15 protein-coding genes and 1 pseudogene are annotated in these 15644 nt (G+C 49.7%); 8 read left to right on the forward strand and 8 right to left on the reverse strand.

Annotated elements, in window-relative coordinates:
* The first annotated feature begins 11 nt into the window (after positions 1–11).
* The 3 genes from L888_RS0105570 (at position 12) to L888_RS0105580 (ending at position 3491) form a co-directional block, all read left to right on the forward strand.
* Positions 12–1220, forward strand: coding sequence for an acetate kinase (locus L888_RS0105570; protein ID WP_027952164.1), 1209 nt, complete (start codon positions 12–14; stop codon positions 1218–1220).
* A gap of 73 nt (positions 1221–1293) precedes the next feature.
* Positions 1294–2310, forward strand: a complete 1017-nt coding sequence (locus L888_RS0105575; RefSeq protein ID WP_005845779.1) for a sugar kinase — start codon at positions 1294–1296, stop codon at positions 2308–2310.
* Positions 2311–2321: 11 nt separating this feature from the next.
* Positions 2322–3491, forward strand: a complete 1170-nt coding sequence (locus tag L888_RS0105580) for an anaerobic sulfatase maturase (protein WP_027952165.1) — start codon at positions 2322–2324, stop codon at positions 3489–3491.
* 21 nt (positions 3492–3512) lie between these two features.
* Here the strand turns inward: L888_RS0105580 and L888_RS0105585 are convergent, their stop codons facing one another.
* The 5 genes from L888_RS0105585 to efp form a co-directional block, all read right to left on the reverse strand.
* Positions 3513–4277, reverse strand: a complete 765-nt coding sequence (locus L888_RS0105585; RefSeq protein ID WP_027952166.1) for a UDP-2,3-diacylglucosamine diphosphatase — start codon at positions 4275–4277, stop codon at positions 3513–3515.
* 34 nt (positions 4278–4311) lie between these two features.
* Entirely contained in the window at positions 4312–4632 is a 321-nt protein-coding gene (locus tag L888_RS0105590) for a metal-sulfur cluster assembly factor (protein ID WP_005845783.1), read from the reverse strand.
* A gap of 263 nt (positions 4633–4895) precedes the next feature.
* The gene (gene radC / locus L888_RS0105595) at positions 4896–5582 is read right to left on the reverse strand and encodes a RadC family protein (RefSeq protein ID WP_027952167.1); all 687 of its coding nucleotides are present in this window, start codon (positions 5580–5582) and stop codon (positions 4896–4898) included.
* 98 nt (positions 5583–5680) lie between these two features.
* On the reverse strand, positions 5681–6832 hold the full coding sequence (locus tag L888_RS0105600) for a glycosyltransferase (protein WP_084567344.1): 1152 nt from the start codon (positions 6830–6832) through the stop codon (positions 5681–5683).
* 207 nt (positions 6833–7039) lie between these two features.
* The gene (efp, locus tag L888_RS0105605; RefSeq protein ID WP_005845791.1) at positions 7040–7609 is read right to left on the reverse strand and encodes an elongation factor P; all 570 of its coding nucleotides are present in this window, start codon (positions 7607–7609) and stop codon (positions 7040–7042) included.
* Between the two features lie 213 nt (positions 7610–7822).
* On the opposite strand from efp, the gene rpmH reads away from it, so the two are divergent.
* The gene (gene rpmH / locus L888_RS0105610; RefSeq protein WP_004351099.1) at positions 7823–7978 is read left to right on the forward strand and encodes a 50S ribosomal protein L34; all 156 of its coding nucleotides are present in this window, start codon (positions 7823–7825) and stop codon (positions 7976–7978) included.
* A gap of 375 nt (positions 7979–8353) precedes the next feature.
* Here rpmH and L888_RS0105620 read toward each other — a convergent pair whose 3' ends face one another.
* From L888_RS0105620 to L888_RS0105630, 3 genes and pseudogenes are all read right to left on the reverse strand, one after another.
* Positions 8354–9388, reverse strand: a complete 1035-nt coding sequence (locus tag L888_RS0105620; protein ID WP_027952170.1) for a relaxase/mobilization nuclease domain-containing protein — start codon at positions 9386–9388, stop codon at positions 8354–8356.
* Positions 9372–9803 carry a plasmid mobilization protein gene (locus L888_RS0105625; RefSeq protein ID WP_027952171.1) on the reverse strand — a complete coding sequence of 144 codons (432 nt, stop codon included), beginning with the start codon at positions 9801–9803 and terminating at the stop codon, positions 9372–9374. The genes L888_RS0105620 and L888_RS0105625 overlap by 17 nt, the downstream gene beginning before the upstream one ends.
* 403 nt (positions 9804–10206) lie before the next feature.
* Positions 10207–10621: pseudogene (locus tag L888_RS0105630) on the reverse strand (DUF3408 domain-containing protein).
* Between the two features lie 314 nt (positions 10622–10935).
* Between L888_RS0105630 and L888_RS14455 the strand changes: the two are divergent.
* The 4 genes from L888_RS14455 to L888_RS0105640 all read left to right on the forward strand — a co-directional run bounded on the left by L888_RS14455 (position 10936) and on the right by L888_RS0105640 (position 15640).
* Positions 10936–11106 carry a hypothetical protein gene (locus L888_RS14455; protein ID WP_169732669.1) on the forward strand — a complete coding sequence of 57 codons (171 nt, stop codon included), beginning with the start codon at positions 10936–10938 and terminating at the stop codon, positions 11104–11106.
* A gap of 296 nt (positions 11107–11402) precedes the next feature.
* Positions 11403–11633 (forward strand): helix-turn-helix transcriptional regulator, encoded by a 231-nt coding sequence (locus L888_RS14025; RefSeq protein ID WP_075261848.1) that lies wholly within the window; start codon positions 11403–11405, stop codon positions 11631–11633.
* The gene (locus tag L888_RS14030; RefSeq protein ID WP_027952173.1) at positions 11614–12681 is read left to right on the forward strand and encodes a DNA cytosine methyltransferase; all 1068 of its coding nucleotides are present in this window, start codon (positions 11614–11616) and stop codon (positions 12679–12681) included. The genes L888_RS14025 and L888_RS14030 overlap by 20 nt, the downstream gene beginning before the upstream one ends.
* Positions 12668–15640, forward strand: coding sequence for an ATP-binding protein (locus L888_RS0105640; RefSeq protein ID WP_027952174.1), 2973 nt, complete (start codon positions 12668–12670; stop codon positions 15638–15640). The genes L888_RS14030 and L888_RS0105640 overlap by 14 nt, the downstream gene beginning before the upstream one ends.
* Positions 15641–15644 lie beyond the last annotated feature (4 nt).

Below are 15644 nucleotides of genomic sequence, written 5' to 3' on the forward strand. Positions count from 1 at the left end.
AATTCAAGACTATGAAAATATTGGTTCTGAACTGTGGAAGCAGTTCTATTAAATACAAGCTGTACGACATGACCGACGAGCGTGTGCTGGCTCAAGGCGGCGTGGAGCGTATCGGATTGGATGAGGCTTTCATCAAGGTGAAGCTCGCAAATGGCGACAAAAAGCAAATCATGGCCGAGTTGCCCACCCACAAGGAGGGCGTGCAACTGGTATTCAAATGCCTGCTCGATCCCGAGATGGGCTCCATCAAGAGCCTCGACGAGATAGGGGCCGTGGGGCATCGCGTGGTGCAAGGCGGCGACCTCTTCGAGAAGAGTTGCCTCGTGACCCCCGAGGTGGAGCAAGGAATAGAGAGCCTGATCGAACTGGCCCCCGTGCACAACAAGGGCCATCTGGCCGGCATCAAGGCTGTAGACGAGCTTATGCCCGACGTGCCGCAGGTGACAGTGTTCGACAATGCTTTCCATAGCACGATGCCGGACTACGCTTATCTCTACGCCGTGCCCTATGAATGGTACACCAAATACCACGTTCGCCGCTACGGTTTCCACGGTACGTCGCACCGCTATGTGTCGAAGCGCGCCTGTGAATTTCTGGGTCTCGACTACAAGAAGACCAAGGTCATCACCTGCCATATCGGCAACGGCGCCTCCATTGCAGCCGTCAAAAACGGCAAGGTGATCGACACCTCGATGGGCCTCACCCCGCTGGCCGGTCTGATGATGGGCAGTCGTTGCGGCGACATCGACCCCTCGGCCGTGACGTTCATGATGGAGAAGAGCGGCATGACACCCCACGAAATGTCCGAATATCTCAACAAGAAGAGCGGCGTGCTTGGCATGACCGGCATCTCAAGCGACATGCGCGACGTGGAGAATGCGGCCAACGAGGGCAACGAGAAGGCTGTCCTGGCCCTCAAGATGTACGCTTATCGCATCAAGAAATACATTGGAGCCTACGCTGCTGCCATGGACGGCGTGGATGTTATTGTCTGGACAGCCGGCGTGGGCGAGAACCAGACGGGCATGCGTCTTGACAGCTGCGCGGGACTTGGTTACCTTGGAGTGAAGATGGATGCCGAGCGCAACAACGTGCGTGGCGAGGAGCGCGTCATTTCTTCAGACGATTCCAAGGTCAAGGTGGTGCTGATTCCCACCGACGAGGAGATTGTCATCGCCCGCGATACACTCGCTCTGGCCACGGGCAAGACCCTCGAATAAACCCGAAAGAACGCACAAACCATAACGTGAGGGGGATGTTGCCGCAGGCAGCGTCCCCTTTATACTTGACAGGATGAAGAAGATAATTACGTTTGGAGAGATACTCCTGCGGCTGTCCAAGCCGGGCAGCCGGCGACTGTTTCAGGGCAGCACGTTCGGCGCCGACTATGGCGGATCGGAAGCAAATGTGGCTGTAAGTCTGGCGCAACTGGGCGACGACGTGGAGTTTGTCACCCGCATTCCCGACAATTCCATCGGTGAGGCCGCCCTCATGCACCTGCGCTCGCTCGGACTCAACGTGGGGCACGCAGTGCGTGGAGGCAAGCGGCTGGGCACCTACTACTTTGAGCCGTCGGCCGCCATGCGCTCCTCGCGGGTAGTTTACGACCGCGACGACTCCTCGTTCAATACGCTCGAGCATGGCGACATCGACTGGGAGCCCGTCTTTGCAGGGGCCGGACTGTTCCATTGCTCTGGCATAACCTGCGCCACCAGCCGGGCGGCCCTCGACACAACGATGGATGCTGTGCGACGCGCCGACGCTTCGGGCATCGAACTCACCTGCGACATCAACTACCGTGGAAACCTGTGGCGGTATCCCGGCGCCGATGCACGCCGGTCGCTCGACGAGCTGATGCAGTACAGTTCGTTCATCTTTGGCGACCAGAACGAGTGGTACGTGGCCAGCGGCCTTGAGCCCATCCCCTTTACTGCACTCGATGAAAGCTACCGGTTCGACCGGGATGCCTACCGCCGTTATTTCGATCATTTGCATGCGCTTTTCCCCCGATGCCGTCGCATGCTCATCGCCCACCGCAACCAGCTTTCCTTCAATCACCACGTCAATGCCGGAGTGCTCTGGGCCGAGGGACGCATCTACACCTCGCGTATCTACGACATCCAGCCCATCGTCGACCAGATGGGCGTGGGCGACGCCTGGGTGGCCGCCTTCATCCATGCCCGTCGCCGCTGGCCCGACGACGACCAGCGGTGCCTCGATTTCTCGGTTGCAGCCTCTGCGTTGAAGAACACGGTGCCCGGCGATCAGAACCTGGTCACTGAGGCAGAAATCATAGCCGGTCTCTGCTAATACCGCCCGCCATGTCTACGTTTCCCCTTGTCCGTCCTTATTACATGCTGGCCAAGCCATGCGGTTCGGCCTGCAACCTGCGGTGCAGTTACTGCTATTTTCTCGACAAGGCCTCGGGACGCATGAGCGATGCGCTGCTGGAACAGTTCATTCGCGACTATATCGGCAGCCAGCCCACGGAGGAAGTGCTCTTCATTTGGCACGGTGGCGAACCGTTGCTCATGGGTCTCGACTTCTTCAAGCGCGTCATTCGGCTGCAGCGGCAGTACGGGCACGGCCGGCATATAGACAATGCCCTGCAGACCAACGGCACGTTGCTCACGGCCGAGACAGCCGAGTTTCTGCGCGAACACGGGTTTCTTGTAGGCATCAGCATCGACGGCCCGCAGCCCCTACACGATGCCTTTCGCCGCACGCGGCAGGGCGGAGCCACGTGGGATCAGGTGATGCGGGGCATCGATCTGCTGCAAAAGTACGATGTAGAATGGAATGCCATGGCCACGATCAACCGCCTCAATGCCGACCATCCCTTGGCATTCTATCGCTTTTTCAAGGAGATAGGCTGTCGCTATCTCCAGTTCACACCCATTGTGGAGCAGGCCCCCGACGGCCGAATGACGCCCGAAACGGTGCTGCCCGAGCAGTGGGGCCGCTTTCTTTGCACGCTTTTCGACGATTGGGTGCGGTGCGACGTGGGCACCGTCTTCGTGGAACACTTCGATGCCACACTGGCTTGCTGGTGCGGTGTGGAGCCGGGCATCTGCTCGTTTGCCCCTGCTTGCGGGCTGTCGATGGCCTTGCAGCCCGACGGCGAGGTCTATAGTTGCGACCATTTTGTGTCGCCCGCCTACCGTTTGGGCAATCTTCGCCACACGCCGCTGGCCACGCTGGCTTTCAGTCCCTGCCAGCAGATCTTCGGACAAGCCAAAGGCGCACTGCTTCCACCACAGTGCAAGCAGTGCGCCTATCGGTTTGCGTGTAACGGAGGCTGCCCTAAAGACCGCTTCGAGACCGGCCCCTCGGGGTCGCGGAACCGCACGCATGCGGGTGTCAATTACTTGTGTCAGGGCAACCTTGCCTATCTGAAGCATGTGGCCCCGGCCATGAATTTCATGCGCGACGAGTGGCAGGCCGGTCGTCCGCCGGCGGGCATCATGCAGGCTGGAGTCTTCCCAACGTGAGCTTTCCCCGTTTTTTCTTGTTTACGGACGGCTCTCGCCCTCTATGTATTGCTCCAGGAAGAGGTGGGCGCCATCGAAGACAGCATAGGTAAACTGCCATATCCAGTCGCCCAAAATGAGCATGCGGGCCTTGCGTTCCAGCGTGAGGTCGAGCTCGATGTGCCGGTGCCCGTAGATGAAATAGTCGATGTTGGGGTGTGTCTTCATGTACTCCTTGGTCCAGCATACCAGGTATTCTCTCTCCTCACCCATGTAGGGAGCTTCCTTGCCGTCGGCGCGTTTCAGCCGGCTGTGCTTGGCCCAGTTCAGTCCGAGTTGCATGCCCCACCAGGGGTGGACGAAGTTGAGCAGTCGCTGGCACGTGCGATTGTGAAAGAGGCGACGCAGTATTTTGAACTTGTTGTCGGGGTCGCCGAGCCCGTCGCCGTGGGCCAAGTAGAACTCTTTGCCGTAGATTTCTGTGGTGAGGGGCTTGCGATGGACGATGAGTCCGCACTCTTCCTCCAGATAGCCGTAGGTCCAGATGTCGTGGTTGCCCGTGAAGAAGTGCACCTCCACCCCCATGTCGGTCAGTTCGGAGAGCTTGCCCAGGAAGCGGGTGAAGCCCTTGGGCACCACAAAGCGGTATTCGTTCCAGAAGTCGAACATGTCGCCCATCAGATAGATGGCGGCTGCCTTGTGCTTGATGCTGTCGAGAAACCGCACCAAGCGGCGTTCCTGCGTCCGCTTGTGTTCCAGTGCCAGCGACCCCAGGTGGGCGTCGGATAAGAAGTAGACGTTCTTCATGTCCATGTATTTTTTTGTTCCAATTGCTTTTTTCTCACTCAAATCCCAGCTCCACACGGGCTTCCTCGCTCATCATGCTCTGGTCCCAGGCTGGCTCGAAGACGAGGTTGACGTTGGCATTTTTCACTCCTTCCACGCTTTCCACCTTGGTGCGCACGTCCTCGAGGATGAAGTCGGCGGCGGGACAAGAGGGTGCAGTGAAGGTCATGTCCATGTCGAGCGTGCCGTTGTCCTGCATGTCGATCTTGTAAATCATGCCCAGGTCGTAGATGTTGACCGGGATTTCCGGGTCGTAGACGGTCTTGAGCACATCGACGATGCGCTCTTCTATCCGGGTCTTCTCTTCTTGTGTCATGGTGTTCGTATTATGATTGATGCTGCGAATTTAAGCAATTATTTCGAGATGGCCAACGAGTTGGGGACAGAATAACGGTGGAAAGGGTGGGAGGCTGCTATGGTTTTTTAGACAGAACTATATATAGGGCATATAGCTGCGCAGCGGGTTTTTAGACAGAACTACATATTAAATATATGGCTCGCGCGGTGAATAATATGTGGTTCTGTCTAAAAATTCGCTGCGCAGCCCTATCCCAAGCGTGTTGTTCTGTCCGAGGACGGTTAGAGGCGGCCCTCCTCGTTGTAGCTGTAGTAGCGGCCGTCGGTGATGATTACATGGTCGAGAAAGTGGAGTCGCATCAGGTCGCAAGCTTTCTTGATTTGCTGGGTGAGCTGGTCGTCGCGGGGACTGGGCTGCGTGTTGCCACTGGGATGGTTGTGGCACACGGCCAGCACGGTGGCCCCGGAGAGCAGGGCTTCTTTCATGATGATGCGGATGTCGACAGCGGTCTCGGTGATGCCGCCGTGGCTGATACGCACTTCACGGATGAGGCGGAAAGCCTGATTGAGCAGCAGAATGTGGAATTCCTCCACGTCGAGATCCTGTAAAATGGGGTGCATGAAGTTGTACACGGCTGTGGCCGACCCGATGTCGGGGCGTTCTTCGCGTGCTGTGTCCTTGCGCCGCTTGCCCAGTTCGCAGGCCGCAAGGATGGTGATGGCCTTGGCAGGGCCCATGCCGTGGTACTGCTCCAGCTCGCGGACGGTGCGTTTGCCCAGGGTGTTGAGGTTGTTGTGGCAGTCGGCCAGCACGCGCCGCATCAGGTCGACGGCGCTCTCCCGGGCCGACCCCGAACCGATGAGGATGGCCAGAAGCTCGGCGTCGCTGAGGGCGGCGGCCCCCAGCCGCTCCAGTTTTTCGCGAGGGCGGTCGGATTCTGACCAGGTGTTGATGGGGAGCTTGTCCATGGAGTGATGGGAAGTTGTAGGAGGGGATAGGAAGTTATAAGAGGTGATAGGAGGTTATAGGGGGTGATAGGAGAGAGGATGGAGGTGTGGGAGGGGACTTATTGGTAGAAGTTTTTTTCGTAGGCGGAAAATTCGTCTTTTCTTCTGACGCAGCGTTTCCACCAAGCCTCGATGAAGCCGCAGCCGTAGCCCATGAGCTGGGTGAAAGCGGCACGGATGCTGAGCAACCCGACAAGCGGGCTCTTGCACACGACCGACGCATCCAGAAAGATGAGCAGGGCATAGAGCAGGAGCGGGCACACGCCCAAAGCCATGAGGGCCATGCCCGAGATGACGGAAGCCATGGGGCCCGACAGGCAGGCCTGATGCCCGGCGGACGAGACGGCCATGAGCCCGACGAGCACGAGTAGCAGCCCCACGAGCATCACGGCGGCGAGCAGCCCCACCCCCACGGTGAACGCCATGGGAAGCAGGTGAACCAGCTTGAGGCTATCGGGATACTTCTTGTAAAGGTTGATGCGGGCGATGCCGCTGTTGTAGACTTGCCGCCAGAACTTGCGGAAGTCGGTGCGCCGCTTGTGGTAGACCCACGCGCCGGGGAACAGCCGGCACCGGCATCCTGCCTTGAAGATGCGGATGGAAAAGTCGATGTCCTCGCCGAAACGCATCCTGCTGAATCCGCCCAGCTGCAGGTACACGTCGCGGCGAATGCCCATATTGAACGAGCGTGGATAGAACTTGTCGAGCTTCTTCTTGCCGCCGCGGATGCCGCCCGTGGTGAAGAACGAGGTCATGGCATAGGATATGGCTTTCTGTGTGGACGTGAAGGAGTCGTGCGCCCGGTCGGGGCCGCCGAAGGCATCGCTGGGCTCACGCCGCAGCTCCTCGGCCACGGCGTGCAGGTAGCCCGGGGGCAGCACCACGTCGGAGTCGAGCACAATCATGTATTCGCCCCGTGCCCGCTCCACGCCGTAGTTGCGGCTCTGGCCGGGTCCGCTGTTGGATTTCCAGAAATACTTCAGGTCGAGGCTCCCGGCGTAGCGGTCGCACACCTCGCGGCAGGGTTGCTGCGAGCCGTCCTCGACGACGATCACCTCGAAGTTGCGGACGGTCTGCCGGGTGAGGCTGTCGAGCAGTTCGTCCACCTCGTCGGGGCGGTTGTAGACGGGAATGATGAAAGAGTAGGTGGGTGTTTTCCCCAAAGTGTCAGGAGTGGCGGGGGAATGGGTGGTGTCGCAGGTGTTGTCCATGATAGAAACGGTGGATGGTCAGGCGTTAAGGGCTGTATCGGGCGGCAAGGCTGCCGGTGAGAAGCAAGCCTCCCCAAGCCTTTCCACGAAGAGGAAGGACGGCCGTTGCCCGATGGCGGGCGGGACCATCCCCTTGCTCGGAGGGGCTTGGGGAGACTCGAAAGGGGTGTGCGGGGCTTCCCCCGGGGTGAAGGGGGCGGGGCGGTCTTACTTCTCCGTCACGCGGCCCACATAGCTGCCGTCGCGCGTGTCGACGGTAATGGTCTCGCCCTCGTTGATGAAGAGCGGCACGCGTACCTCGGCACCCGTCTCCAGTGTGGCCGGCTTGGTGGCGTTGGTGGCGGTGTTTCCCTTCACGCCCGGCTCGCTGTGGGTGATGACGAGGTTGGTCTTCACCGGCATTTCGGCCGAGAGGATGGTGCCGTCAGAGGTGTCGGTCACCACGTCCACCACGTCGCCCTCCTTCATGAACTCCACGCCGGTAATCATATCCTTGGCGATGGGGATCTGTTCAAAGGTCTCCTGGTTCATGAAAATGCAGCCCGTACCGTCCTCATAGAGGTATTGATAGGGGCGGTGCTCCACGCGGACGTCGTCGAGTTTGAAGCCCACCTGGAACGTGCGCTCCAGCACACGGCCGTCGGCCACGTTCTTCAACTTGGTGTTCATCACGGTGTTTCCTTTGCCCGGCTTGCGGTGTTGGAAGTCCACGCACTTCCAAATGCCACCGTCCATACGGATACATGTCCCAATCTTGATTTCCTGAGAGTTAATCATTTTGTGTCTTATTATTAAACTTGTTATTGTCGATTTTGCAGCTGCAAAGTTACTATAAATTTAGAAAAAAACGCCGAAACGGCCACGAAAAATCGCTCGATTCTTTGCCATTCGGATTTTTTTGAGTAATTTTGCAGCCCGAATGGGGGTACCGGTAGCTGGTATCGCCACACGGTTTTGCAACTACAATAAATTAAAATAAGGACAAATAAGATGAAAAGAACATTTCAGCCTCACAACCGCCGCCGCGTGAACAAGCACGGTTTCCGCGAGAGAATGGCAACCAAGAACGGTCGTCGCGTGCTGGCTTCGCGCCGCGCCCATGGCCGCAAGAAGTTGACCGTGTCTGACGAGCACCACGGAAAGTAACCCGTTGCCACCGCAATGCGGCAGCAGAAGGAGGGTGTGTCATCCAAGGATGGCGCGCCCTCCTTTGCTTTTATACCGGCCGGTGCGTCTGCGGCGGCCGTGCAGGGGCCGTGCGATGACGGCACAATCGCCGCGCGTTTACGCGGTAAGATATTTATTAAAGTGTATCTAATTGAAAATAAAGAAGTTATCTTATTGATACAACTAAACTGGTAACGACTTAGAAACGAGCAAACTACTTGGCTCCGCTGTTTTCTGCCTAACAAAGAACGCTTGTTATTCTGTTTGCAAAGATAATACTTTGCTGGCGAATAACAAGCGTTTTTAATGAGATATTCTTCTTTCTGCACTTTTCTAATGCGATTTTTGATAGGGTTATAATCCTCGTCCTCGCTTCTTCTTTCTGTTTGCTTGGTTTCTGAGTTTGCGCTGCCACGCTGTCTCGGCATAGTCATAACCTTGCGTAGTTGGTGTAATCAAATCTCCTAACCCTTCCACTACTTCATTGGCTGCACTAACAATGGTGTCTATCACCGCACCAATAGGATTTTGCACTTGTGAGGTGTCATTGTCCCGTGAGACTGTGGAACGGCTTTTGGGTACAAGATGATAACCTGTATCAGGTTGTTCGTTCTTTTCTGTTGATTCTTGTACTGTTAGATGTGGTTTCCTTGTTTCTTCCTTGTTAGTTGCTTCAAAGTTCTTCTGCAAGGAATGGTAACCGAACTCCCTGCCGATTTCGGATGCCTTGAAGGATTGTCCTGCGTATGAGAACTTCAACCCATAGACCTTGCCCTGCTTGTTCTTCAAGCGGTCAATGGTTACGCCACTCTTGCTAAGGTCGTAGAGAAACATGGAATATCCAGATATGCCACTGCCCTTGTATTTGCTGAGTAAGGCATAGCAGATTTGTTGCACCTCTGTCTTTGTCTGTTCTCTCGTGGGATTGGCTTTTACCTTTTGGTGTTTCCTTTCGTTTTTCTCCCTGCTGATTTCCTCTGCCACTCTTGCTGCCCTGTTGCTCACGAAGGTGGTATCATACACTTCTCCATATAGGCTGATGCGGTTGGCAATGATATGGATGTGTCTGTTATCGGTATCCTTGTGCGTTACCGCTACCCATTGGTGGTTGTCAAGTCCCATTTGTTTGGCAAACAGATGGGGTATCCTCATAAGTTCTGACACAGGTAGCTTTCTTTCGTCTTGTGGTGCGATACCGATTTCAATGCGGAGGAACTTGTTCCTGCAATGTGTGTTGTAATCGCTGACCACTTTCATTTCTTCGTAAATCTCCTTCGGGGTAGTCCCGTAGAGATGATTGGAAACAAGGTGATGCCCGAGCTTGCCTTCTCTGAAGATATAGTCTAAAGCCGTGCTGCCATGCGCTATCGCCTTACACTTTCCTATCATCTCTTCTCATATTTAAGACCTTATATATCTCATCGTCTACACGAAAATTGGGGTCGTAAAATCGCTTAAATGCCTCTTTGGCACATAGGGAAAGGTTCTTTGTGATATGTAGCCAATCCTCGTCCTTGACCTTGATGAGGTTGGAAACCTGCCCATAGAACCGTCCTGTATGCTGAAGTATACAAATGGCTTCCCTTTCATTGGCGGTCATCTTGGGAACGGCTGCCACCTCTCCATTTAAGAGTATCTCACGGCAGTAATCGGAGAACTTACGCCCCGCACTTTCCGCCTTTGACTTGATACGCTGCTTTTCCTCTGAGGTACACCTTACCTTGATAAACTCTGTCTTGTTCATCTTCTGCTCTTCCTTATTCTGTTGCTGCCACTTGGCTGGCTTTCTATTATATCTGTCCATATAAGTTTCTTTGAAAGTTAATCATTTTAGATGATTTGTTGTTGCTTAATTTCTGGACACTGACCGATGAGAACGGAGTGATTACGGTCTTATCTCCCCGACAGTCTGACGAGGGGAGCAGGGCGCAGTTTGTGGGTACAAACTGACGTCTTGCAATGTCAGTGATAAGACCATTTACGCAAGAGGCGTTTTACAGCCGAAAAGTGAATGTCGTGCATTCTGTGTTTAACTGTGTTCGTGGTGTTCTCATCATTCAGATGTCTGCTTGCTAAAAATATGATGTCATATTTGTCCAAATATGACGTCTCATTTACGAGAATATGACATCATATTTTAATGCGATAGTAGGATTAGAGCGGGAAATAAATCTTTTGAAATTCATCCCTCGCCCCTCCCCTGCGGTTTATAACCTCTTCCATTTCTCTATGTCCTCACCGTACTCCTCCAGATGGAGGCGTACGATGTTCTCCACGAAACTTGAGAGGTTGCTGCGCCTGTCACCCAACCTGCGGACGACGAAGTCGGCACGTTTCTGTGTCTCCCTGCTCAGATAAACCGCCTTTCGGTCGTTCAATTTGGACGGAACAAGGAACGCCTGTTTGTAAGCTTCAAGCGTTCCCCGTCTCATCTTGGCACTGATGCGCCGTTGAATGGTTGCATTCTCTGTGTGCTGTGCAGGTTCGGATGGCGTGGCATGTTCCACCTCTTGTTGCTTTTGAATAAAATTCATTCTCTTTGCCTGAAATTCGGCGATGGTTTCTTCACTTGAACTTTGAGCTTGGCTTATAACCAAAAGATTCTTCGATGAAACGATCCATTTCTTCTGTGTTTTTTCCTTTCTCATCACTCTATCTTATTTTAAGTTTGACTTGTTTGGGTCCAGCCGTTTTCGTTTCGGGTGCTTAAAAAGGTAGGGATTAGGGAATGCAAGGTTTTTCGGGAAAATACTACCCGCAGGACTAGAGATTTTTCCCGAAGACAGGAGACTTGGCCTTGCTTTCCCGTCAAATCCCGGAGTTACCTTTACGCCCAGAACGAAAATGACTGTCTGATGTGGCTCACTGAAAGGCGCGAAAATGGAGGTAAACGGAAGTAGAGGCAGATTAGATAGAAAACTTCAAAAGAGAAATCCATGAAAAAAGTACCCCCCAACAAAAAGAGCATAGCCAGTTGCGTGAAATTGGGCAAACCACCTGCAAGGAAGTATGGCTTTATCTGTCTGGCCAGACGTGTCGGATCGGGCGGTCATACACGGCTTTCCGCTTTCGGCTCAAAGGAACAGCAAAAAATAAAAATCATCTGAAAAGCCGTAAAAGCACCTCTTTGGCATAAGCACAAAAGAAATGGGCTTTGCCTCATCAGTCTAAACTGTTGTTTAGGCGTGAGACAAAGCCCTTTTCTCCGCTTATGCAGTAGTCGGCACACGTTCGTTCAAAATCCTTTTGGGCGATGGTGTGCCGACAGACAAAAACCGATTTTACGGAATGTTGTTATGTTTATATTGGTAATATTTATTATTATAATTATAAAAACACGCTAATCATTTTGTCATTCGGACTATCTTTATTAAATTTGCAGATTATAGCAATAGTTATGCAAATGAAGCGGATAAATCGACTGAAAATAGTGCTTGCGAAACAAGGTAAAACCGGGAAATGGTTGGCGCATGCATTAGGTAAAAATGAATCGACAGTCTCTCGTTGGTGTACAAACGAAGTTCAGCCTTCGGTAGAAACACTACTGACGATTGCCGAAACTTTAAAAGTTGATATTAAAGAATTACTTTGTTCTACGCATATGTGTAATCAAGATGATAGTATCCAAATATAAAGCAATCGATTTTTTCTGCGGAGGAGGCGGAATGACTTGCGGTTTAAGACAGGCAGGGATTAACGTTATAGCAGGTGTGGACTTTGATCAAGATGCCAAAGAAACGTACGAACACAATAATCCCGGAAGTGTTTTCATTCAAACTAATATAAAGAATTTACGGAGCAATTATTTTGAGCGAAAATTCGGGATACGGAAAAATGACGACTTTTTGATTTTGGTAGGATGCAGTCCCTGCCAATTTTACAGTATAATTAATACGGATAAGAATAAAGCTTTAAAATCGAAGGATTTATTAAAAAATTTTGCTCGGTTCATCGAATATTATAGACCGGGATATGTATTAGTGGAAAATGTTCCGGGTATAATCACAAATAAAGATAGTATTTTACCTTATTTTCTACGAAAATTGGAAAACCTCGGATATAAAAATCCTGTTTATAAGGTTGTAGATATGAGCCATTACGGCGTACCTCAAAGTCGTCGAAGATTTACTCTTATCGCAACACGATTGGAAAATGTCAATATACATTTACCTAAAGCGGACGATAAAGAGACCGTATTAGCCGATTATTTAGGTGAAGGGAATGGTTTTCCCAAAGTTAGCGCAGGACATAAAGACGGTAGTGTGTTTAACCATACGGTTGCCAGATTAAGTGATATATGCCTTAAACGATTGGCAAAGACCAAACACGACGGCGGGAACAGACTTGATTGGGCAAACGATCCGGAATTGCAATTACCTTGCTTTGTAGGAAAAGACGATTGCTTTAAAGATACATTCGGGCGTATGTGGTGGCATCGACCGGCTTCGACTATTACAACTAAATTTTATAGTATCTCAAACGGACGTTTCGGACATCCGGAAGAAGATCGGGCTCTTTCTTTACGGGAAGGTGCAACATTGCAAACATTCCCGAAAACCTATGTGTTTAAAACAAATAGTATTGCCGCAACGGCAAAATTAATCGGCAATGCTGTTCCGTGTGAATATGCTCGGCGATTAGGTGAAACGATAAAAGCACAGGAAAACAATGGCACAATTTAAAACTCGGGCAAGAGCTCTCGACTTATTGGGGCGACAACAAATTGCCGGTATCCCTACAGCCATTAACGAGCTTATAAAAAATGCGCATGATGCGTATGCGGATAAATTCGATATCGATTTTCTCCGATGTAATAATCTGCTGGTATTACGCGACGACGGGCTCGGTATGACAAAGGAGGAATTTGAAACTCGTTGGCTTACGCTCGGGACCGAAAGTAAATTGGCAAATAAAAAAAACAGTTTACCGCCCATTGACATATCAAAGCCAAGACGTCCTATCATGGGAGAAAAAGGTATCGGAAGATTGGCTATTGCATCAATAGGAAGTCAGGTTTTGATTGTATCGAAAGCAAAATTAAGATCTAAAGAATATGATATTGTTGTGGCTTTCATTAACTGGGAGATATTCGAGTTGCCAGGGATTAACTTGGAGGATATAGTTATTCCGGTAAGAGAATACTCTCATATGCCGAATGCTGCCGATATTGACAATATTAAAAATGAAGTAATACAATCCCTTGAAAAATTAAACCAAAAAGGACTTATTGATGACAAGGATTTTGAAAAAATAAAAAGTTCTATCACGTCCTTTCAAGTTGACCCATGCCAACTTTCCTTACAACTACAACAAGGATTTGAATTAACCAATGGTTGCGGTGGAACTCAATTTTTCATCTCCCCGGTTTACGATACGATTATTTCCGATATAGAGGGAGACGGCAATTCGGACGAAGCTACAAAAATCGAGAAAATGTTGATGGGATTTCACAATACAATGACCCCCGATCATCCTTTTCCCGTCGTTGACATTTCATTTAGAGACTATAGGACGAACGATGGAAGTTTTGTCAGCATCATAGATAAAGAACATTTTTTTACAACAGAAGAATTTGAATTGGCAGATCACCATTTTCAAGGGCGATTTGATGAATTCGGACAATTTAAGGGATTAGTAAAAATATATGGAGAAAAAACATACGATCACATTGTAAATTGGCGGGATAACTCTTATAGAGAAACCGAATGCGGTCCGTTTAAAATCAACTTGGCGTATTTACAAGGAGAATTGAAAAGTTCTCGTGTAGATGTCGAAAATTATGCCAGAATTAAAGCCAAAGGAGATAAATTCGGAGGTTTATACATATATAGAGATAATATTCGAGTTCTACCGTATGGGGACTCCGATTATGATTTTCTGGATATTGAAAAAAATCGTTCGAAACGAGCATCAACATATTTTTTTTCTTATCGACGAATGTTCGGTGCTATTGAAATAGCGGATCGAGAACATAGCGGTTTGGTGGAGAAAGCCGGACGCGAAGGTTTTATTGAAAATAAAGCATATCGTCAACTTCAAGCAATTTTAAAGAACTTCTTTGTACAACTTGCCGCTGATTTTTTCAGCGAAAAAAACAAAACTGCACAATCAGAATTTTTCAATCAGAAGAAAGACGAGTTCAATGCGTACCATAACGCGCTTGAACGTCGGGACAAATTAGCTAAATCGAAAAAGGAAAGATTTGCTCGTGAGCTCGATATCTTTTTTGCCGGTTTAACGGAACATAAATTCGAAAACGAACTGGAAGGGCTACTTACGAATTTTAGGAATGATTTACATTCTGTTTTATACATTAACGATGCGGATGAAGCAAGCCAGAAGATAATTGATCTGGAATTCGCCATGAGACAAAAAGTTGCCGATTATAAAAAAAGAATATCGGTAACAAGTCCCAAAGGATTTGCGATGTCAAAATCAATGAGAGCAGATTTTGATACATACCTTAATGAGTTCAAAATTTTGGAACAAACGATATTTAAAAATATCAATGAAAGTATCGATCAGCTAATTGATGATTATACGGCACAGCTGAATCTGGAAATAAGTAAGCGAAAGCGGTTAGAGCAAGCAGTGGAATTGATTTCAGCCGAGGCTTTGTCTCTTAATAAGAAGAAGAAAAGCGAAACTAATGATGTTGTTTCCGATGTTTCTCGTAAAATTAAGGATCTTACGAATGAGCTGATAATCGATTTGGATAATCAAATACGAAGCGTAAAGGATCAATTCAAATTATTAGCAACCGATAAAGCCGATAACTTTGATTTGGTAACGGAACGCAAGAGAATGGAAGCTGAAATAGAATCCATAAGCAGTCGAAATACGGATGTTATGGAACGTATAATTCGACAATTTGAAAGTTTTTATGTTGAAAAAAACGAAGACGGTCAAATAATTACAAATGACCAAATAGCGGAAGCCGCTTCGGAAGAATTGGAGGAATTACGGGAACGATTACAATCGGACGTTGAATTAAGCCAATTAGGACTGGCTGTCGGGATATTGCACCATGAGTTCAACGGTACGGTTAATTCGATTCGACATAGTCTGAAAGATCTAAAAGCATGGTCGGATGTAGACATCAAATTGGAAGGGATATACAAAAATATCAAGGTAAATTTCGAACATTTGGATGGCTATTTAAATTTATTTACCCCGTTAAACCGACGATTGAATCGACGTAGAGAAGACATTTCTTTATTGGATATTAAAACATTTTTAATAGATTTGTTCAAATCTCGCCTTGAACGACACAATATAGCTTTTAAACATACTAACGGGTTTGCAGGTCGAAAAATACACGGATTTCGTTCTACATTCTATCCTGTATTTGTTAATATCATTGATAATGCCATTTATTGGTTGAAACAAAGTGATGTTCCTGAAAAAGTTATTCGGCTGCATGCGGATGATACGGGAATATACATTTCCAATAACGGTATTGAAATAAAGCCCCAAGATAAGGAACGAATCTTTGAATTGAGATTTTCCAGAAAGCCCAATGGAAGAGGATTGGGGTTGAGTATCAGTAAAGAGGTTTTGAATGCAGAGAACTATGATATATTTGTGGCACAACCTAAGGAAGGTTCTACAGTTACTTTTAAAATTCAAAAAATGCAATAAAAAT

It is taken from the genome of Hallella seregens ATCC 51272 (assembly GCF_000518545.1).
Lineage (GTDB): Bacteria > Bacteroidota > Bacteroidia > Bacteroidales > Bacteroidaceae > Prevotella > Prevotella seregens.

Coding starts and splice junctions, on each gene's coding strand:
- L888_RS14025 (WP_075261848.1), top strand. CDS start 11,403: ATGAAGCGGATAAATCGACTGAAAATAGTGCTTGCGAAACAAGGTAAA.
- rpmH (WP_004351099.1), top strand. CDS start 7,823: ATGAAAAGAACATTTCAGCCTCACAACCGCCGCCGCGTGAACAAGCAC.
- L888_RS0105570 (WP_027952164.1), top strand. CDS start 12: ATGAAAATATTGGTTCTGAACTGTGGAAGCAGTTCTATTAAATACAAG.
- radC (WP_027952167.1), bottom strand. CDS start 5,582: ATGGACAAGCTCCCCATCAACACCTGGTCAGAATCCGACCGCCCTCGC.
- L888_RS0105580 (WP_027952165.1), top strand. CDS start 2,322: ATGTCTACGTTTCCCCTTGTCCGTCCTTATTACATGCTGGCCAAGCCA.
- L888_RS0105575 (WP_005845779.1), top strand. CDS start 1,294: ATGAAGAAGATAATTACGTTTGGAGAGATACTCCTGCGGCTGTCCAAG.
- L888_RS0105620 (WP_027952170.1), bottom strand. CDS start 9,388: ATGATAGGAAAGTGTAAGGCGATAGCGCATGGCAGCACGGCTTTAGAC.
- L888_RS0105590 (WP_005845783.1), bottom strand. CDS start 4,632: ATGACACAAGAAGAGAAGACCCGGATAGAAGAGCGCATCGTCGATGTG.
- L888_RS0105585 (WP_027952166.1), bottom strand. CDS start 4,277: ATGAAGAACGTCTACTTCTTATCCGACGCCCACCTGGGGTCGCTGGCA.
- efp (WP_005845791.1), bottom strand. CDS start 7,609: ATGATTAACTCTCAGGAAATCAAGATTGGGACATGTATCCGTATGGAC.
- L888_RS0105640 (WP_027952174.1), top strand. CDS start 12,668: ATGGCACAATTTAAAACTCGGGCAAGAGCTCTCGACTTATTGGGGCGA.
- L888_RS0105625 (WP_027952171.1), bottom strand. CDS start 9,803: ATGGACAGATATAATAGAAAGCCAGCCAAGTGGCAGCAACAGAATAAG.
- L888_RS14455 (WP_169732669.1), top strand. CDS start 10,936: ATGAAAAAAGTACCCCCCAACAAAAAGAGCATAGCCAGTTGCGTGAAA.
- L888_RS14030 (WP_027952173.1), top strand. CDS start 11,614: ATGATAGTATCCAAATATAAAGCAATCGATTTTTTCTGCGGAGGAGGC.
- L888_RS0105600 (WP_084567344.1), bottom strand. CDS start 6,832: ATGGACAACACCTGCGACACCACCCATTCCCCCGCCACTCCTGACACT.